Origin of the sequence: Actinomyces sp. 432 (assembly GCF_009930875.1) — a bacterium.
Classification (GTDB): domain Bacteria; phylum Actinomycetota; class Actinomycetes; order Actinomycetales; family Actinomycetaceae; genus Actinomyces.
In genome coordinates this window covers 2,856,769-2,874,565 of sequence record NZ_CP025249.1, presented here as the reverse complement: position 1 = coordinate 2,874,565, position 17,797 = coordinate 2,856,769, and the positions used below count along the sequence as shown (strand labels likewise).

At 69.6% G+C, this 17,797-nt stretch carries 17 protein-coding genes, 1 tRNA gene and 1 pseudogene; 13 read left to right on the top strand and 6 right to left on the bottom strand.

All coding sequences use genetic code 11. From position 1 onward, the window contains the following. Window positions 1–72: 72 nt before the first annotated feature. From CWT12_RS12025 to CWT12_RS11985, 9 genes and pseudogenes are all read left to right on the top strand, one after another. Window positions 73–912 carry a hypothetical protein gene (locus tag CWT12_RS12025; protein ID WP_202616210.1) on the top strand — a complete coding sequence of 280 codons (840 nt, stop codon included), beginning with the start codon at window positions 73–75 and terminating at the stop codon, window positions 910–912. Then, window positions 909–1,394 (top strand): LmeA family phospholipid-binding protein, encoded by a 486-nt coding sequence (locus CWT12_RS12020; protein WP_161924987.1) that lies wholly within the window; start codon window positions 909–911, stop codon window positions 1,392–1,394. The genes CWT12_RS12025 and CWT12_RS12020 overlap by 4 nt, the downstream gene beginning before the upstream one ends. After that, entirely contained in the window at window positions 1,391–1,909 is a 519-nt protein-coding gene (locus CWT12_RS12015) for a hypothetical protein (RefSeq protein ID WP_161924986.1), read from the top strand. The genes CWT12_RS12020 and CWT12_RS12015 overlap by 4 nt, the downstream gene beginning before the upstream one ends. A 430-nt stretch (window positions 1,910–2,339) precedes the next feature. Continuing rightward, window positions 2,340–3,580 (top strand): annotated as a pseudogene (locus CWT12_RS12010) (AAA family ATPase). Window positions 3,581–3,594: 14 nt separating this feature from the next. Next, on the top strand, window positions 3,595–4,593 hold the full coding sequence (locus tag CWT12_RS12005) for a DUF58 domain-containing protein (protein ID WP_161924985.1): 999 nt from the start codon (window positions 3,595–3,597) through the stop codon (window positions 4,591–4,593). A 1-nt stretch (window position 4,594) separates the two neighbouring features. Further along, on the top strand, window positions 4,595–5,116 hold the full coding sequence (locus tag CWT12_RS12000) for an alpha-amylase (RefSeq protein ID WP_161924984.1): 522 nt from the start codon (window positions 4,595–4,597) through the stop codon (window positions 5,114–5,116). Beyond that, entirely contained in the window at window positions 5,116–6,168 is a 1,053-nt protein-coding gene (locus tag CWT12_RS11995; RefSeq protein ID WP_337247891.1) for a VWA domain-containing protein, read from the top strand. Before CWT12_RS12000 ends, CWT12_RS11995 begins: the two co-directional genes overlap by 1 nt. Next, complete coding sequence (locus CWT12_RS11990) at window positions 6,165–7,250, top strand: VWA domain-containing protein (RefSeq protein ID WP_161924982.1); 1,086 nt, start codon at window positions 6,165–6,167, stop codon at window positions 7,248–7,250. Before CWT12_RS11995 ends, CWT12_RS11990 begins: the two co-directional genes overlap by 4 nt. Next, complete coding sequence (locus tag CWT12_RS11985) at window positions 7,247–8,206, top strand: hypothetical protein (protein WP_161924981.1); 960 nt, start codon at window positions 7,247–7,249, stop codon at window positions 8,204–8,206. The genes CWT12_RS11990 and CWT12_RS11985 overlap by 4 nt, the downstream gene beginning before the upstream one ends. Window positions 8,207–8,267: 61 nt before the next feature. Here CWT12_RS11985 and CWT12_RS11980 read toward each other — a convergent pair whose 3' ends face one another. Together CWT12_RS11980 and CWT12_RS11975 are read right to left on the bottom strand one after the other, a co-directional pair. Further along, complete coding sequence (locus CWT12_RS11980) at window positions 8,268–8,939, bottom strand: TetR/AcrR family transcriptional regulator (RefSeq protein ID WP_161924980.1); 672 nt, start codon at window positions 8,937–8,939, stop codon at window positions 8,268–8,270. A gap of 173 nt (window positions 8,940–9,112) precedes the next feature. Beyond that, window positions 9,113–9,793 (bottom strand): (deoxy)nucleoside triphosphate pyrophosphohydrolase, encoded by a 681-nt coding sequence (locus CWT12_RS11975; protein ID WP_161924979.1) that lies wholly within the window; start codon window positions 9,791–9,793, stop codon window positions 9,113–9,115. Between the two features lie 255 nt (window positions 9,794–10,048). Between CWT12_RS11975 and CWT12_RS11970 the strand changes: the two genes are divergently transcribed. After that, window positions 10,049–10,870: a M50 family metallopeptidase gene (locus tag CWT12_RS11970; protein ID WP_337247890.1), complete on the top strand. Its 822-nt coding sequence runs from the start codon at window positions 10,049–10,051 to the stop codon at window positions 10,868–10,870. A gap of 32 nt (window positions 10,871–10,902) precedes the next feature. Here CWT12_RS11970 and CWT12_RS11965 read toward each other — a convergent pair. Beyond that, window positions 10,903–10,976, bottom strand: a tRNA-Gly gene (locus CWT12_RS11965). Between the two features lie 259 nt (window positions 10,977–11,235). Between CWT12_RS11965 and CWT12_RS11960 the strand changes: the two genes are divergently transcribed. From CWT12_RS11960 to CWT12_RS11950, 3 genes are read left to right on the top strand one after another with little or no spacing between them, the layout of a single operon-like run. Continuing rightward, entirely contained in the window at window positions 11,236–11,850 is a 615-nt protein-coding gene (locus CWT12_RS11960) for a TM2 domain-containing protein (protein WP_161924978.1), read from the top strand. A 60-nt stretch (window positions 11,851–11,910) separates the two neighbouring features. Next, window positions 11,911–12,543 carry a dCTP deaminase gene (gene dcd, locus CWT12_RS11955; RefSeq protein ID WP_161924977.1) on the top strand — a complete coding sequence of 211 codons (633 nt, stop codon included), beginning with the start codon at window positions 11,911–11,913 and terminating at the stop codon, window positions 12,541–12,543. Beyond that, complete coding sequence (locus tag CWT12_RS11950) at window positions 12,540–13,712, top strand: hypothetical protein (RefSeq protein WP_237564191.1); 1,173 nt, start codon at window positions 12,540–12,542, stop codon at window positions 13,710–13,712. Before dcd ends, CWT12_RS11950 begins: the two co-directional genes overlap by 4 nt. Window positions 13,713–13,768: 56 nt before the next feature. Here the strand turns inward: CWT12_RS11950 and CWT12_RS11945 are convergent, their stop codons facing one another. The 3 genes from CWT12_RS11945 to CWT12_RS11935 form a co-directional block, all read right to left on the bottom strand. Next, entirely contained in the window at window positions 13,769–14,416 is a 648-nt protein-coding gene (locus tag CWT12_RS11945; RefSeq protein WP_161924976.1) for a hypothetical protein, read from the bottom strand. Window positions 14,417–14,777: 361 nt separating this feature from the next. Further along, on the bottom strand, window positions 14,778–15,428 hold the full coding sequence (locus tag CWT12_RS11940; protein WP_161924975.1) for a hypothetical protein: 651 nt from the start codon (window positions 15,426–15,428) through the stop codon (window positions 14,778–14,780). Between the two features lie 52 nt (window positions 15,429–15,480). Beyond that, entirely contained in the window at window positions 15,481–17,784 is a 2,304-nt protein-coding gene (locus CWT12_RS11935) for a PrsW family glutamic-type intramembrane protease (protein WP_237564190.1), read from the bottom strand. Window positions 17,785–17,797 lie beyond the last annotated feature (13 nt).

The following is a 17,797-nucleotide window of genomic DNA, read 5'->3' as shown; positions in this document are numbered from 1 at the left end:
CGGTGCCGCAACGCCGCGGTGAGCAGCGCATTCAGAGTACATTCAGCCATCACGCGAGGAAGCGGGGACCCAATGAGTGACCTTACCTGGACCGACCTGCCGGAGGTCGACCCCGACCGCCCGGAGGAGCTGGTTGTCGACTTCTCCGGGGAGGTTTACCGCGTGGGGACGGAGGAGACCTTCGTCATCGGGCGCGGCGGAGACCTCGACATCGATGACAACCCCTACCTGCACCGCCGCTTCCTGGTGCTGCGCCACGACTCGGGCCTGTGGTGGATCGCCAACGAGGGCTCGCACCTGTCAGCCACACTCACCGACGGCGACGGACTGGTGCAGTCCCGGCTCGCCCCCGGCGCCAGCATGCCGCTGGTGTTCTCCCGCGTCATCCTGACCTTCTCCGCCGGGCCCACCACCTACGAGATCGACCTGATCACCGCAGAGGCGGGGCGCTTCACCGGCATTGACGGAACGCGCGAGTCGCGGGGGCAGACCACCATCGGCGCCACCCCCATGACTCGGTCGCAGCGGCTGCTGGTACTCGCCCTGGCGGAGCCGGTGCTTAAGCGCGCCGGTACCGGCTCCGCCGAGATCCCCTCCTCGGCCTCGGCGGCCGCCCGGCTGGGCTGGTCGCTGACTAAGTTCAACCGCAAGCTCGACAATGTCTGCGAGAAACTCGACCGCGTGGGAGTGCGGGGCCTGCGCGGTGGGCGCGCCGGCGGCGTCGCCTCCAACCGCCGGGCCGCCCTGGTGGAGCATGCGGTGTCCACACTGATGGTTACGGCGGAGGACCTGCCGCTGTTGGATGAGGAGTACCAGGCGAATCAGGCGGCGCAGGCGGGCAGCGGATCCCGCGTGGATACCGCCCCGGTCCCACCGTCCCGCGGCGCCGCCCAGGCGGGGGAGGCGGGGTGACCGCTAACGCCGCGACCCCCGACCTGGCATCCACAGCCGGGCCGGATGACGCGCAGGGCGCCGCGGCCACCGCGGCTGGGCGGCAGGAGGGCGCGCGGTCTGAACTCCGACGGCACGGTCGGCAGCGCTGGCGGCGGCGTGGGCTGGCAGCGCTGCTGGTGCTGGTGTGCGTGGCGGCCGGCGGTCTGGTCGGCGCGGAGCGTTATGCGCGCGGACAGGTCGAGCAGACCGTGCGCGCGGCCCTGCCGGGTCTTGCCGCCGATGCCAGCATCACCACGGACGGCATCGTGCTGCCGCAGTTGCTCCGGCACGAGCTGAAGACACTGAGCCTGAGGTCGGAGAGCCTGGTGATTGAAACCGGATCCGGCGGGGATGACGCCTCGGCCGACCCGACTGATGCGCCCACCGGCGCCGGGGGGACGGGGGACGACCCGGCGGGGCGGGCCTGGCTGCGGTGGCCAGCCTGGAGTTCACGAATGTGACCGCGAACCTCACGGAGGTCGGTACCCGTGACCCCTACCGGGCCGGCGAGGTCTACGCCTCCGCGGCGATTGGCTTCGACGAGTTGGAGCGGCTCGTGGCGGCGGCTGCGCCTGATGTGCCCGAGCTGACGATCACCCCTGACGTTTACGGTTCGACTACTGAGCCCGGGCGGGTTACTGCCCTCGCAACCGTGCTCGGAGTCGACGCGTCGCTGACGTTTGAGCCCGTGGTCACCGACGCGGGCGGGCTGAAGTTCTCGGTGGTCTCCTTGAATGTGTTCGGCGTGGATATCGACGTGGATGACCCGGCAGGCGGGGATGATACGGATGGCGCCGGCGGCATCAGCGCGTTGTCCCTGGGGACCGCGCTGGAGTACTTCGGCCTGGACAAACCGGAGATTGAGATCGGTCCCGAGGTGCTGCCGGAGGGACTGACACTGTCCCAGGCCTACGTTGCGCGTGACGGAGTGCGGCTGACGCTGTCCGGCTCTGACGTCAGCCTCGCCAGCTGGTAGCGGGGGGCGAGCCCGCGCGGGGGAGTGGATCTGTCATGGAATGCACCACTTTCGGGTGTGGTGCGTCCTTGGGATCGGGGCGATCGGCGTGATTCTGCGCCTGGTTTCCCGGCTTGTGGGCCGAGGCGGCGTGAACGACGTGAATGTGGTGCATCCAGTGACACCGGGGCCGGTATCTGCGGATGGGGCGGGTTGGCGGGAGCGTGCGGGCCACGCGCTGCCCCGAAGGCGCGCCGGGTGGCGGTGGCGGGAAGTACTTCCCACCACAGTGCGATGAAACCTTCAGGGGCTCGTGTAGCCTCCCCGAGACAATATGCTTGCCGCAGCGCCAGGCGTGAGGCGGGCGACGCGCGGAGAACCAGAGGAGTGCCATGACCATGCAGCCCGATCCGCCGGGAGCCGGTACCAGTAGCTCAGGTACGGGCTCCGCGTGGTCTGGCGCCAGTGCCGCCGGCGGGGCCGCCGGTGGCACGATCCCCCTGCGGTCCCCCCGTCCGTACCCCCGTCTGTGCCCGCGGCACCCAGCCAGCCGAACCCGTCCGGATCGGGGCGCCGCTCTCGCCGTGCCGGAGGCGTAACGGGCGCGGCAGCCACCGCGGCCTCCGCGCCCGAGGGTGGATACCCCGGTACCCAGTCCCTGCCGTCCTCCGCCGAGCTTGAGCGTGAGGCCGAGCGGAACTCCCGCTCCAACGCCTCCCCGCGCGCCGACGTTGAACGCGCCGGGGAGCTGCTGGGCCGCGTCACCCAGATCTTCTCCCAGCGCGTGGTCGGTCAGGAGCAGCTGCGCCTGGCCCTGGTGTCAACCATGATCGCCGGCGGGCACATCCTGCTGGAGTCCGTGCCCGGGCTGGCCAAGACCACCGCCGCCCAGACGCTGGCCGCCGCGGTGTCCGGCACCTTCCACCGCATCCAGTGCACCCCCGACCTGATGCCCAACGACATCGTCGGCACCCAGGTGCTCAACTACGCCACCGGTGAGATGACCACCCAGCTCGGCCCGGTCCACGCCAACATCGTGCTGCTCGATGAGATCAACCGCTCCAGCGCCAAGACCCAGTCGGCCATGCTGGAGGCCATGCAGGAGCGGCAGACCTCCATCGGCGGCGTCGTCTACCCCCTGCCCCACCCCTTCATGGTGCTGGCCACCCAGAACCCGATCGAGGAGGAGGGCACCTACGTCCTGCCGGAGGCGCAGATGGACCGCTTCCTCATGAAGGAGGTGCTCACCTACCCCCGGCCGGCGGAGGAGGCCGACGTCCTGGACCGCATCTCCAACGGTGCCTTCGAGGAGCCCATCCACGCCCGGCCGATCTCCACCGATGCGGTTGAATGGCTGCAGGGCGCGGTCGAGCGCGTGTACGTCGACCCGGTCATCAAGCACTACATCGTGGCCCTGGTCAACACCTCCCGCGGCGGCGGCCCCCGGCCCGTGCCCGGGCTGGAGCGGCACGTGCGCGTGGGCGCCTCCCGCGCGGGGGCATCGCCCTGATGAAGATCGCCCAGGCCGTTGCCCTGCAGGCCGGCCGCACCTACGTCACGCCCGACGACGTCCGCCTACTCCGCCACGCGGTTCTGCGCCACCGCCTGGTGCTGACCTATGACGCCCTGGCCGACGACATCGCGCCGGAGTCCATCATCGATGCGATCTTCGCCGCTGTCCCGACCCCCTGACCGGCTCCGCGACCATGACCAGCCCCGACCCCGCCTCCACGCAGGAGCCGACCGCACCCGGCCGGCGCCGGTCCGGTCCTCGGGTGGCGCGCGTGCGCGGCCGCCTGTCACTGCCCACCCTGCGCCGCTCCACCAGCCTGCTTGACGGGCGCCACCGCTCCGTGTTCGTCGGTCACGGGCAGGACTTCGATGACCTGTCCGTCTACCGGCCCGGGGATGACGTCACCGACATCGACTGGAAGGCCTCCGCCCGCACCGGCCAGCCGGTGATCAAGCGCTACCAGCGCGAGTCGAACCTGCCGCTAGTGCTTGCCGTCGACACCAGCCGCACGATGGCCGCCCAGGCTCCCAGTGGCGAGGACAAGCGCGATCTTGCCCTTGCCGTCGCCGAGGTCTTCGCCTACCTGGCGCGCCTGCGGGGTGACACGGTGGCGCTGGTCGCCGCCGACGCCGCCCGCGTGATCACCCGCCCGGCGCGCTCAGGCGGTGAGCACGCCGAGATGATTCTGTCCCTGCTAGAGCACCAGTTCGAGTCCCTGACCCACGGCAATGCGCTCGCGCCCGACGCCCCCGGCGCGGCCCTGTCCACCCTGCTTGAGCGGGTCGGAACCTGGCACCGTCGGCGCAGCCTGGTGGTTCTCATCACCGATACCTTCCACCCCGATGCCGAAACCGACCCGGCGGTGGTGGACCGGCTGCGCCGCCTGTCCGCTCAGCACGAGCTGATCGCGGTCCAGATCGCCGACGACACCCCGCTGGCTCCCGGCCGTGGCCGCACCCGAGATGTTGAGCTGGACGGTGAGATCCCCGCGTTCCTGCGTGAGGACGCCGCCCTGGCGGCCAAGCTCAGTGCCGCCGCCGACGCCCGGCGCGCCGCTGTGACCGCCCTGCTGGACGCCCGCCGCATTGAGCACACCGCCATCCGCTCCGACGCGTCCATGGTGGACTCCATCGCTGCCCTGCTGGCCCGCCAGCGGCTGGCATCGAGCCGCAGCCGCCGGGGGAGGCGCTGAGATGGTCGTCAACCCACCGGTACTGATGCCCCTGTGGATGCCACTGATCGGCGTGGTCGCCCTGATCGCGGCAGCCGCCTTCATCCTGCGCGCCTTCCTAGTCACCCGCCGCGACACGGCCCTGTCGGTCGGCGATATCCCCATGGCGGCCTCGGAACGCAGCCAGTGGGCCCGCCGGGTGGATGAGGCCGCCGCCCGCTATCAGCGCAACGAGCTGGACCTGCGCGGCCTGCACCTGGAACTGGCCGGCACGCTGCGGGGCTTTGCGACTGCCCGCAGCGGCGAGGACATTGTCTCCGCCACTGTCCTGGAGATCCTGGACATGGCGGACACCGCCGGCCCCCGCTCCATCACGGAGCGGCTGCGTCGGGTGCGCGCCAGCCGCCGCCCCCTGGACACCAACCCGCTCGGGCACGTGGGTGAGCTGCTGGCCGTGTGGGAGCAGCCCTCCTTCGACCGCGACCCCGACGCCGCCGCAGATGCCGCTATTGCGCGGGCCCGGGAGGTGGTCAACCGATGGTGATGCCCTGGCTCGTCTGGGTCGTCATCCTAACCGCCGTGGCCGTGGCCGTGGCAGCGGCGGCGGCCACGGGCGGCCTCGGGGACGGTTCCCGGCGCCGCCACGGGGAAGCGGCGCGCCGGGTGGCGAACTCCGCCTCCCTGCTGAGCAGTCCCATGCTGCGGGAGCGACTGGCCCGGCGCCGTATGCTGCACGCGCTCCTGGGAGCGGCGCTCGTCGTCGCCCTGTGCGCGGCCGCCGCCATGGCCGGGCGCCCCATCGAGCGCACCGTGCGCAATGAGTCCCTGGCCAGCCGGGACATCGTGCTGTGCCTGGACGTCTCCACCTCCATGGTGACCACTGACTCCAAGATCCTGGATACCTTCGCCAAGCTGCTGGACACCTTCGAGGGCGAGCGGGTGGCGCTGGTCGCCTGGAACTCCACCGCGCAGACGATCGTGCCGCTGACCGACGACTACGAGCTGCTGCAGGATCAGTTCAACGAGATCGCCGACGTCCTCGACTTCCTGCCCTATCGGGGCAATCCCGCGCTGGAACGCTACTACCAGACCTTCTCCGGGACCCTCGCCGAGGAGGTCACCGGGTCCTCCCTGGCCGGGGACGGGCTCGCCTCCTGCACCCTCGCCTTTGACAATCCGGTAGCCGACCGCTCCCGCTCCATCATCCTGGCGACCGACAACCAGATACTCGACCCCTTCCACGAGCAGATCTACTCCGTGTCCCAGGCCGCCGACCTCGCCCAGGAGGAGTCCATCCGCCTGTTCTCCCTGTTCGGAGCGGACCCGGAGCTGGCCGACCCTGACGTCTCCGGCAAGGATGTGGATGCGGCCCGCGAGGACCTGCGCGAGATCACCACCGCCCACGACGGACTCTTCTACGAGGTGGACGACGCCGACACGGCCGGCCAGATCGTCCGGGAGCTGGAGGCCGATCAGGTGGACGAGCTCGATACCAACACCCAGGTGCGCGTGACGGATGTGCCCGAGCAGGCCGCGGCGGTTCTTGCCGTGTTCGTCCTGGGATTCCTGGCGGTATCCGCCTGGAGGCGCGCATGAGACTGGTGCCCCTGTTCGGCTGGCCGCTCACCCTGCTGGCTGCCGTTGCTGTGGCCGCAGTGCTGGCCGCCTCCGCACGTTGGCTGCTGCGCAGCGGTGCCGACCCTGGCGCGCGCTCGACCTGGTGGCGGCGGGTGGCGCTGGGCGCCGCCGTCGTACTGATCCTGGCGGGACCCAGTGTGCCGGTGACCGAGGCGGTGGCCGTCTCCAATGTTGAGGTCTACCTGGTGGTGGACCGCACCGGATCGATGGCGGCGGAGGACTGGGCGGGCGGGCCCGAGGCCGGGGGTGGCACCCGCCTGGACGGGGTGCGCGCCGACCTGACCACCATTCGTGACGCCTACCCCGATGCCCGCTTCAGCATCATCGCCCTGGACTCCACTGCCGCCCGGGAACTGCCCTTGACGAGTGACATTGACGCGGTCACCTCCTGGATCGGCTCCTTGCAGCAGGAGGTCACCAACCGCTCCGAGGGATCCTCCCTTGAGCGCGCGCTGCCGCTGCTGTCTCAGACCCTGACCGGCGCCGCCGAGTCCGCCCCCGAGAACGCCCGCCTGGTGTTCATCCTCTCCGACGGCGAGGCGACCGATGACGGCCGCGGCGCGGGCACGGCCGACGCCGCCGGGGTCAGCTGGCAGCAGTTGGGGGAAGTCGTGGACGGCGGCGCGGTGCTCGGCTACGGCACTGAGGGCGGTGGACGCATGCGCGCCTTCGGCGGTTCGGACGACCCCGACGCCGACTACATCACCGATCCAAGCACCGGCGAGCCCGCGGTTTCCGTGCCTGATACCGCCGAGCTGCAGGCGGTGGCCGACGCCCTGGGCGTCACCTACCTCCAGCGCACGGGCACCGGTGACGACCCCGGTGAGGCCTTCACCGACCAGGACGTGGAGCAGGTGTTGTCGGACGGGCGGGAGCGCAAGCGCTACAGCCACTACGTCATCTGGCCACTCGGGCTGGTAGCCGCCGTCCTACTGGTGTGGGAGGGAGTGGCGCTGATACGCGCCGACCGCGCCGTGCAAAGACTGACGCTCCCCGCCGTCGGTGGCCGCCCGGGGGCGCAGGCAGGAGGACCCCGATGACCTACTCCGGCGCAGCCGGTCCCCAAGACCCGCAGGCGGGCTCCGCCGGGCTTCCCGGCGAGAATGACGCCTACCGCCCCGGGGCCCGTAGTACTGCCGAGGCCCACGATTACGCCGTGCGTGCCGGCATAGCCGACACCACCGGGCCCGAGGCGGAGTCGCCCCAGCACCGACGTGCCCGGCTGGCGCGTCGGCGGCGGCTGCTGGCCTGGCAGGGGGTGCCGGCTGTCATCGCCGCGGTGGTCGCGGTGTGGATGCTGGTGGTATCCGGTCTGACCTTCGCCGCCAACCATGCCGCCGTCTCCGGGAACTACGCCGCCGCGGTGGACCGCTACGGTGCGGTGGCGCGCCTGAACCCCTGGCTGGAGCAGTGGCGCGTCCACTACAACTTGGGTACCGCCCAGCTACTGGATGACCGGCTGGATGCCGCGGTGGGCGAGCTGGAGGAGGCGCTGGTGACCGCGCCCGCCGTCGGCACCGTACAGGTGAAGGACGAAGCGGGGAACACGGTGACGGTCCTTGATCCGCAGGCGCCTGAGTGCCTGGTGCGCGTGAATCTTTACACCGCCCACGCATCCCTCGCGGACGTAGCCCAGGACGGGGGCGACTCGGCCACTGCGGAGGCACAGTGGGATGCGGCGATGCAAGCCGCGGGCCAGTGCGAAGTGCCGCCTCCGCCCGATCCTGCGTCCGAGCCGGACCCCAGCGCCCAGTCAGATCCCAGCTCCACGGCCACTGCGTCCGCGAGCGGCGAGTCGACGCCTTCGGGAGGCTCGACGGGTACTCCCACTCCCGAGCCGACCGGCACTGGGCAGTCCAGCCAGCAGGCCACGCCGCCGTCGAGCCCGTCGCCCAGTCCCGGCGATTCTCGGCGCCGGGAACTGGAGGAGCGCAATGGAGAGGCCAACTCCACCGGTCACTCCGGCCTTAGCGGCGGTGACGGGCGGCGCTGGTAGTACGTCTTGTTTGCAGTGCGAGCAAGCGCAAGTACGGGCGGCAGTGGGTGGTTAGGGGCGGCTACCCTACGGCGCGAGCCGGGGGCGCCGTCGGCTCCGTCGCCTGCGTAGGCGGCACGTTGGGGATGGCATGGTCCGGTGCCGACGCCCCCACGGCGCGCAGTACGAACACGTCCAGGGACTCCAGGTAGGCGGCGCGGGCGTGCGGCTCGGCGGGCGCGGGCCGCCCCCCGAGCACGCAGGCGTGGATCAGTGGGATCAGCAGGGCCGGGTCCTGGCGGGGGATGGCGCCGGCGTCCATGGCGTCGGTGAGTATGCGGGTCAGCATTCGTGCCATGTGCCCGGCGTGGGCGTGCAGGCGGCCGGCGGTGTCGCGGGAAACGGAGCTGGCCAGCGGGCCGCCGGAGGGGAAGTGGTAGTGGCGCTTGATGAGGGCCTGCTGGCGTACGTAGATGCGCAGGCGGTCGATGGGGTCGGCGACGTCGGCGAGGATGCGGGTCAGCTCCTTGGCGTAGCGGCCCGTCTCGTACTCCATGAAGGCCAGGAGGAGGTCTTCCTTGTCCGTGAAGTGGTTGTATACGGCGGTGCGGCCCACGCCCGCCCGGGCTGCGACGTCGGACAGGGTGATCTTGTCGAAGGGACGCTGGCTCAGCAGATCGGACAGTGCATCGAACAGGGCGCGGCGGGTGCGCTCGCGGTGCTCGGCGAGGGAACTACCCAAGATCTTCGGCATGAGGACACCCTAACCCTTAAGGTGACGGAGCGGCGAGAAGTGTCAGCAAGTGGACCCCCATACCGCCGAGGTCGGTAGCAGTTACGTGCCGAGATCGGTAGAAGTGGCTCGATGCCTGAGTCAGGCCGCTCCGGGAACAGCGAATTCGGGCGGAGCGTCCTGACACTGAGCAGTCAGCGCGTGTGCGCGAGTAGGCAGCGGATTGCCTCCAGGATCGGTCGGTCGGCGGGTAGCCAGGGCAGGGCTCCGACCTCGTCCAAGGGGACCCACCTCAGCGCGGCGTGCGCATCGCCGAGGTGGGGCGGTGTCCCGACGGGTTCGGCGAGCCACACGCGCATGCGGTAGCCGTGCATCGCCGGCCAGGCCGGGCGGTCGTCACCGGGGAAGGCGGCGACAGCGGCTTCGGCGCCGGTCTGTACGTGCCCGTTGGCAACGCGGTCGGAGCAGCGGTTGCCCCCGGGAGGAGCGCCCGGGGGCATTACTGCTCGCGTCGGCGGAACCGCCAGGTCGGGTGAGGGGAGCACCTCGGCGCCCAGGCGCACGCGCAGGTTGAGCTCCTCCGCCAGTTCCCGCATCAACGCGGCCGTCGGTGTTTCGCCCGGCTCGACCTTCCCACCGGGAAACTCGTACTGGCCGGCGTGCTCGGCCGGGTAGGAGCGGGCCGCGCACAGCAGCGTTCTTGGCGCAGCGTGCGTGGGGCTGAGGTCAGGTGTTGCGGCTGACTGCGGGGCCGTTGCGGGTGAGAACGCGGTCGATGCGCGGTCTGCATCCGTCTTAGCCGCGTTCGGCAGTCGGTCCAGAACGGCGGCCGCCACCACCAGGCGGCCGGGGCGGGCGCGACGCGTTTCGAGCATGGACCGACCCTAGGCCACGCGCGCCTAGACCGGCCGGGTGCGCACAGCTGTCATGAAATGCACCACTTTCAACCCACCCGGCGGTTGGCCCATCTTCAAATCCGCGTAGTCATGCGGCCCGGCGATGTTACAGGGAGCGCTCCGGTCATAAAGTGGTGCATTCTGTGACAGTGTTCGCCCGATTAAGGGCAGGAGCACCGGTCCAGGCTGCGCATCGACAACACCCGCACAGAAGTGCCTGGCAGACTGCGGCGGGTGATCGTGACTAGCGCGCCCACAATCAGTGCCGCCCTGCCCGCCGGGGTGCGTTCGACCTCCGGATGGGCGGCGGCGGACGTGCCGGTAGCAGCTGTGGCTCTCCCGGGAGCCGGCACGCTCTGGGAGGAGGTGCTTTCACGCATGGCCGCCTCCCCGGCGCCCGACCCGCGTCTGCTCTGGCCGGCTGCCGTAGTGCTGGTCCTGGCCTGGGCGCTGCCGGGAGTGCGGCGCTGGTCCCGCGCGTTGACAACGCTCGTACACGAGGCCGGACACGCCGCTATCGGCATGCTGGTTGGACGCCGCTTCCACGGCTTCGTCATCGCGGGCGACCTGTCCGGGCGGGCGGTCACCTCCGGCCGCAGCCGCGGGCCCGGCCGCTGCATCACGGCCTGGGCCGGCTACCCGATGCCGGCGGTCATCGGCGCGGGCGCAGTGCTCGCCGCCCTGTCAGGCTGGGCGGGCACGGTGCTGGCGGCGGCGCTGGTGGTGCTGGTCGCGCTGCTGGTGATGAGCCGGTCCGTGCGCACCGCAGCACTGGTGACGTTTAGCGCCGCGGTGGTGGCGGTCCTGTGGTGGTGGGGTGACACCGCCGTGGCCGTGCCTGTGCGCGCAGGTGTGGTGGTCGGCGTTGGACTGCTGCTGCTCGCCGGGGCGTGGGAGTCTCTCGGTGCCGTCGCCCGCTCGCGCGACGGCGGTGCCGATCACCGTACGCTGGCCGCGCTGACCCCGCTACCTGCAGGATTCTGGTGGCTGACCTGGGTGCTGGTCGACGCCGGAGTCACTTGGCTGGTGGTGCGCGCCGTCGCCGGGCTGTGGTGAGGGACGCGGTTCAGGAATCCGCGGGCCATCGGTGGAGCGGGTGACGGGAATCGAACCCGCGCTGTCAGCTTGGGAAGCTGAAGTTCTACCATTGAACTACACCCGCGCGCCTCATATCTGGATGAGGTGCGGGCACAGGTTACCACGTGGTGGGCGCGTTGCAACGCGCCCCGGCAGAGGTGGGTCCCGCCGGTGGCTGCGGGCGCCCGCGGGGGCTGGTGCGCACCGGCACAAACAGGCGGGTCGGCCGGTGCTCCGCGGCAGCGTGACCCAAGTCGCTGCAACGGGCGTGAGATTCCTCGCGTGGGGAGAACGACCCATGAGACGGGCTGCGTGGCCGCGCCCCGATCTGCCAGAGTGAGCATATGAGTTTCTCGCCCTTCAGCCCGCCCGAACCGCAGAACACTGACGGCTCCGACGGGGCGAACACGCAGGACGCCTCCGGCGGCAGCTATCAGCCGGAGTCCCAGGTATCGCAGGACCATGCCGCTTCCTCCGACGCTGCGACGGCCAATCCCTATCAGCAACTAGACACCTACCAGGGGCAGCAGGCCTACGCGAGCGGTAGCTACCCGCCTGGATACGATCAGGCGCAGCAGGCCGGCTACCAGAACGCCGGTTACCAGCAGGGGTACCAAGATCCCGCCTACCAGCAGGCCGGGTACCAGCAGGGCTACCAGCAGCCTGCCTACCAGGCGCCGGCCGCGGCGTACGGCCAGCCCTACGCCATGTACAACCAGAAGTCCAAGGTTGCTGCGGGCCTGCTGGGAATCTTCCTCGGCGGCTTCGGCGTCCACAACTTCTACCTGGGCTACAACGGCAAGGCGATCGCCCAGCTGCTGATCACGCTGCTGTCGTTTGGCTTGCTTGCTGTGGTATCGGGGATCTGGGGACTGGTTGAGGGCATCATCATCCTCACTGCCACGCCCGGCGCCCAGCCGTGGGGCGTCGACGCTAAAGGCGTGCCGCTGAGCAACTGAGTCGGCCGCGGCGCCCCGAGCCGGGTGCCGGGGCGCCGGCAACCTGGCACAATCGGGGGCGTGCTGCTTTCCGACCGTGACATCCGCGCAGAACTCGAATCCGGTCACGTCGGCCTCGAGCCTTATGACCCGGAGATGATCCAGCCCGCCTCTATTGATGTGCGCCTGGACCGCTGGTTCCGCCTGTTCGACAACCACCGCTACCCGGTGATCGATCCCGCCGTCGAGCAGGACCGGCTCACTCACCTGGTCGACGTGGGTCCCGACGAGCCGCTCGTGCTGCATCCCGGTGAGTTCGTCCTGGGGTCCTCCTACGAGCGCGTCACCCTTCCCGATGACATCGCCGCCCGCCTGGAGGGCAAGTCCAGCCTCGGGCGCCTGGGCCTGCTGACCCACTCCACCGCCGGCTTCATCGACCCCGGCTTCTCCGGCCACGTCACCCTGGAGCTGTCGAACACGGCCACCATGCCCATCAAGCTCTGGCCCGGTATGAAGGTCGGGCAGCTTTGCTTCTTCCGGCTGTCCTCGCCCGCCGCCGCCCCCTACGGCCAGGGCGCCACCGGCTCGCGCTACCAGGGCCAGCGCGGCCCGACGGCGTCGCGCTCACATCTGTCATTCCACCGCATCCGCATCACTGACGCAGGCCCCTTGGCTGAAGCCGCCGCGCCCGTCTCCGAGGGGCCGGGCGCATGAGTAAGCCGAACCGCTCCGCCGACCAGGAGCAGCCTGTCCCGGTGCTGCCGGACTTCTACGCCGCGGGCACCGACTTGGCCACTACCCTGCCCAGTGCTGCCCTGTCCACGGTCGGTTCCTTCCCAGTGGGGCGCGCCGATGCGCAGCACCTCCTGCTGCTAGCCGATGACGTGACCGTCGATGAGGTTGAGGCTCTGGCCCTGTCCCTGGACGAGAACGCCGGCTGGGTGGGCGCCTCCCGCCTGCAGGTGGCTCCCGGCGCCGAGCTGCAGGGGCCGTGGGACACCGACGCCGACTTGCGGGGTGTTCTGGAGCTGCCCGAGTGGGTCGCCCAGGTGATGGTCCTGGACTGCCCGCCTCAGCGGGACGGTGCGTTGCCGGCCGCCTTGGCGGGTATTGATCCGCTCACGGACGCCTTCCCGCTGGCTCAGCCCGCCGGCGCCGAACTGCTTGCGCTGACCCGCGTGCGCGCTATGGCCCGCCGCCTGGCCGGAGGACTGAGGCTGGCTGGCGACCCGCAGGAAGCTGGTGGCCGTACTGTTCCTGTGCTCGTGGTGCCCGACCCCGAGCTGTCCACCACGCTGACCGTGTACTCCCCGGTGTGGATCACGCCAGACGGCGCTGTCTCCGTGGCCGCCCCGATCGCTCCGGGTGCTCGCCTGCTGCTGCATGCGGAGCCGACGGCGGGCCCGACCGGCCTTGCTGCCATACCGCATGAGGAGCTGGTAAGGCTCTCTGAGACCATCGGTGAGGATGTGCTGGATGCGGCCTGGCAGGCGGCCGAGCGTCGTCGCCACGAACAGGCGGAGGAGGAGGCCCGGGCTCGGGCGGCGGGCGCACCCGTGGAGGAGCTGCGCGACGGATACGGCGTAGTCGCGGAGGTGGCGCACGCGCACCCCGAGTGGGGTGGGATCGAGATTCGCGTGCAGGCGGCGGAGGAGGTGCCGCTGGCTGTGCGGGGTGAGGCGTGGTCGCGCGACGGCGTAATCGCCTACCAGATCGTGTGGACGCCCTTGGACCCTGCCGACGCTCACCGCGAGGATCTGCCTGACGGCGTGCGGCAGGCACGCGCTGCCGCACGCGTTCTCATTGAGGATGTTGCCGCCGCACTGCTGGCCGCCGCTGGGGGAGTAGTAGTTGACGACGACGGGTTCCTGGTCGGGTTTTAGTCCCAATTCGGTTCTATTGGGTCATCTCGTCTAGGTCATCTCGTCGGCCACGCCGGTCATTGCTGGTGGGGCCATTGGTTGAGGGTTTGGGTGTAGGTGTCGGGGGTGCCGTAGGTGAGGATGGCTCCTTCTGCTACGGGCACGGCTTTGCTTGCGAGGGCGTGGGCCTGGCCCCAGTGGGGTGAGTCGCGGTGGAAGAACATCTTCCACCCGGGTCCGAAGTCGTAGGGTTCGGGGTCGGGGTTGAGCGGCGAGCCTTGTCTGCTCAGTGCGCCGATGGTGGGGTTGACAATGCGGGCACCGGTGTATATCAGCCAGTCGGCGAAGTCCTCATCAGCGTCAATACGCGCCCCGAGCGCGTGGCCTGTGTGCAAGGCGATGAAGTGGGTGTCGGCGAGCCCTAAGCCCAGTTGGATGTCAAGGGTGCTGCCGTCGGCATCGATGTCGCCGCTGAACAGCATAAGCTGAGCGCCGGGTAGGTCGGGTTTCATAGTGTTGTAGACGGCCCCACGGAGTTGGTCGAGGGTTTCGATGTTGGGGTTGGCCTCGGCCTGTGCCTTGGTGCGGGCGGTTTCCCGCCACCGGTGGAAGGTGGGGTCATACGGCTTGATGGCCTGCATGAACTCCCACGCCCTGGCGATCGACTCATCCATACGCTGGTCAAGGCCGGGCCGATAGATGCTGAAATCTAGATACCATTTCATGGCGTCTGTCCTTTCCTGCTGCCTTGCTGTTGTTGGTTGTGGGTGGCGGTTAGTAGTAGTTGGGTGGGGTGAAGAAGAGCTTGATGGTGGCGGGAAACTTATTGTGCTTCTGGAGTTCGAGGAGTCGTTCGTATAGTTCTTGTTCGGCGATGTGCCAGTGTATGGGTGTGTTGGTGCCGGTGGCGCGCACGCCGGTGACCTGCTCCTCATGGGTCGCCGAGCGCCAGGAGGGGCTGTGGTTCTTGCCCTTGCCCCAGGTGCCGACCCCGCCCTCATGGGGCGGTGCATGCTTGTCGACTACGGCGACGGCGGTGGTTCGGCTTGAGGGTCGGGGGTGTGATCCGGAGTCAGGCCGTGATGTTCATGCGTTGTCGCGGGGCCATTGGTTGAGGGTTTGGGTGTAGGTGTCGGGGGTGCCGTAGGTGAGGATGGCGCCCTCGGCTACGGGCATGGTCTTGTTTGCTAGGGCGCAGGCCTGGGGCCAGTGGGGTGAGTCCTGGTGGAAGAACATCTTCCACCCGGGTCCGAAGTCGTATGGTTCGGGGTCGGGGTTGAGAGGCTCGCCGTCTCGTCGTAGTGCGCCGATGGTGGGGTTGATGATGCGGGCGCCGGTGTATATCAGCCAGTCGGCGAAGTCCTCGTCGGCGTCAATACGCGCCCCGAGCGCGTGGCCTGTGTGCAGGCTTATGAAGTGGGTGTCGGGACTGGGCATGCCCAACTGGATGCTAAGGCTGCTTCCGTCGGTGTCAATGTCGCCGCTGAAGAATGATCGGATGGCGCCGGGGAGTTCGGGGTCGGCGCTTGCGTAGACGGACTGGCGGAGTTGGTCGAGGGTTTCGATATTGGGGTTGGCCTCGGCCTGCGCCTTGGTGCGGGCGGTCTCCCGCCACCGGTGGAAGGTGGGGTCATACGGCTTGATGGCCTGCATGAACTCCCACGCCTTGACGATCGACTCATCCATGTCCTGGTCCAAACCCGGGCGGTATGTCCTGAACACAAGTTTCCATCTCATGATGATTGTCCTTTCCTGTTGGCTGCGGTTGTGGACCGGTTGTGGTTGCTGGTTAGTAGTAGTTGGGTGGGGTGAAGAACAGCTTGACCTCGGAAGCGAATTTACCGTCTTTCTGTAGGTCTCGGAGAACATCGTAGAATTCTTTTTCGGCGATGTGCCAGTGTATGGGGGTGTTGGTGCCGGTGGCGCGCACGGCCGCGACCTGTTCTCTCGCCTGCTCGACCGCGTCATCGACAATGTGTTCGCCCCAGGGTTTGTTCATGAGGTTGGCCAGGCCCTCGCCCTTGGCCTCGAGGAGCACGCCGTCCCTGAAGCCGTCGAACTCCTTGCCGCCCACGAAGTAGGAGTCATCCACGCGCACGCCGGTGACCTGCTCCTCATAGGTCGCCGAGCGCCAGGAGGGGCTGTGGTTCTTGCCCTTACCCCAGGTACCGACACCGCCCTCACTGGACCCGCGCACGGGTTTGCGCACGCCGGGGTAGTGCTTGCCGGCACGCGGATCGAATAAACCGGGCTTTACCGCACCGGTTTCATCGGCCAGGTACCGGCGTACGGCCTGGTTGCGGTCCTTGACGTAACTACGCCAGGCGGGCCGGTTATTGTGCCACAGCCAGTACTCGTAGCGGGCCTCGCGGGCGGCCTGCCGGGAGGCCCAGTAGGCGCCGCGGGCGGTCTGCCCGCCCATCCCACTGACCGCGCCACCGCCCACGAAGGTCAGCGCCGTCAAGGCCAAGTCCAAGACCACCTCAGCGGGCGTGTGGGTGGATACATAGCGGCGTGCCGTCCCGGACGGGTCACGCATGAGGTCAGCGGCGCCATGAGCCGCTCCGAGAGCAGTGGTAACACCCATGCCGACCTCGAAGGCCAGCCCCAGCGTCCCTCCGGTGAGCACCACCACCGCCCCAACAAAGAACACCAATGCGGCCTTCTGCCCCAGGCTCAGGCCCTCCCACCAGGCCCCCAGCGCGTGGAGAATCCCCGCTAGCCACCACAAGACCCCGGAGCTACTCAACTGCGTCTCCAGGGCAGCGGCCAGCACCGGGGCGAGAGCCACCACGCCGACGGCCACCCCCAGGGAGCCCACGCCCGCCAGCCGCCACACCCACCAGCGCTGCGGCACGGCGTCCAGCACCGCGCGCGCCGCCTCCTCCCGGCCCACGCGCAGCCTCGCGGGCGTAACCGCCAACAAACTTGGTTGGCGTGTGTCGGCGGCCTCAAGCAGCGTGAGGTAGGCCCACCGCCACTCAATCCCCGCGGTGGCTACCAGATCGATCAGCACCGCCCGCAGCGGCCGCCAGCGGTCATAGCGCAGCGCCTTGATGCGCCGCAGCCGCCACAGCCCCCACCGCCCGCCGCCGTCGTCACCCTCAAGCGACAGCGTGTAGCCGCCCTCCCACAGCGTGCGCATGTCCAACAGCCACGCCACACCCAACAAGGCCAGCAGGACCCAGCCGCGCCCGTGACCGCCCAGCGTCAAAGCAGAAGTGGCCCCCACCGGCCACCACGGCGCCTGGTCCCCGGTACTCGACCAGGCACCGTACTGACTGGCGTTGCGGCCGGCGTGATCCACCATCGCCACCCACAACGCCCACAACGGCGCCAGCGCGCACACCGCCCGCGCCACCAGGCGCCCCGGACCGGTCATGCCTGCGCACCGGCGCCACGCAGCTACGGACAACCCCACCGTCCCGGCCACCAGGCCGGTCACTATCGCGTGCCCCGCGAAAACCAGATACTCCCCCGCCTGACCTGAGAACGGACTGAGGGAGAACGTGGCCGCGCCCAAGCACTCCAAGTCGCCGACACCCTGATAGGAACACGTCAACATACCCAATGCACCGAACAGGCTCGGCTGCGCCTCCAAGATGAGAACACGACGCGCCATCTCCTCAACCGCCTCAAACCCAGCGCCACAAGCCACGCCCAGCACCAGCCAGTCGCTCGCCAGCAGCCGCCGCGCCCGCCCCGGAGCCGCCACTGCCAGCACCGCCAGCGGCACCAGCTTGCCCACCTCCTCCACCAACGGGGCCACCACCACCGAAGCGGCCGTAGAGCTCACCGACACCTCAGCCAACCCCGACACCCACGTACTCGTTGCCGCGATGACCCCCGCCCACGGCATCGCCGCCGCCAGCACCCCGGACACCAGCGCCCAAGACACGCTCTTCGCCCGCGCCAGTGCGAACCAGCACAGCACCAGCCACATGCAGCCGATCCACGCGCCCAGGGCCGCCCGCAACGTCGGCGACACGATCAGTGCCACCAGCACCACCACGGCCGCCACCCACGAACACGCCGCCCGAAACCGCAACAGGCGTCCGAACCAGGCCGTGCCGGTCACACGATCACGCAACACCTCCCACCACTCC

Bases quoted from the DNA above. Each gene is read 5' to 3' on its own strand.
- CWT12_RS12025 (WP_202616210.1), top strand. From the start codon at position 73: ATGAGTGACCTTACCTGGACCGACCTGCCGGAGGTCGACCCCGACCGC.
- CWT12_RS12005 (WP_161924985.1), top strand. From the start codon at position 3,595: ATGACCAGCCCCGACCCCGCCTCCACGCAGGAGCCGACCGCACCCGGC.
- CWT12_RS12000 (WP_161924984.1), top strand. From the start codon at position 4,595: ATGGTCGTCAACCCACCGGTACTGATGCCCCTGTGGATGCCACTGATC.
- CWT12_RS11995 (WP_337247891.1), top strand. From the start codon at position 5,116: ATGCCCTGGCTCGTCTGGGTCGTCATCCTAACCGCCGTGGCCGTGGCC.
- CWT12_RS11990 (WP_161924982.1), top strand. From the start codon at position 6,165: ATGAGACTGGTGCCCCTGTTCGGCTGGCCGCTCACCCTGCTGGCTGCC.
- CWT12_RS11985 (WP_161924981.1), top strand. From the start codon at position 7,247: ATGACCTACTCCGGCGCAGCCGGTCCCCAAGACCCGCAGGCGGGCTCC.
- CWT12_RS11980 (WP_161924980.1), bottom strand. From the start codon at position 8,939: ATGCCGAAGATCTTGGGTAGTTCCCTCGCCGAGCACCGCGAGCGCACC.
- CWT12_RS11975 (WP_161924979.1), bottom strand. From the start codon at position 9,793: ATGCTCGAAACGCGTCGCGCCCGCCCCGGCCGCCTGGTGGTGGCGGCC.
- CWT12_RS11960 (WP_161924978.1), top strand. From the start codon at position 11,236: ATGAGTTTCTCGCCCTTCAGCCCGCCCGAACCGCAGAACACTGACGGC.
- CWT12_RS11950 (WP_237564191.1), top strand. From the start codon at position 12,540: ATGAGTAAGCCGAACCGCTCCGCCGACCAGGAGCAGCCTGTCCCGGTG.
- CWT12_RS11945 (WP_161924976.1), bottom strand. From the start codon at position 14,416: ATGAAATGGTATCTAGATTTCAGCATCTATCGGCCCGGCCTTGACCAG.
- CWT12_RS11940 (WP_161924975.1), bottom strand. From the start codon at position 15,428: ATGAGATGGAAACTTGTGTTCAGGACATACCGCCCGGGTTTGGACCAG.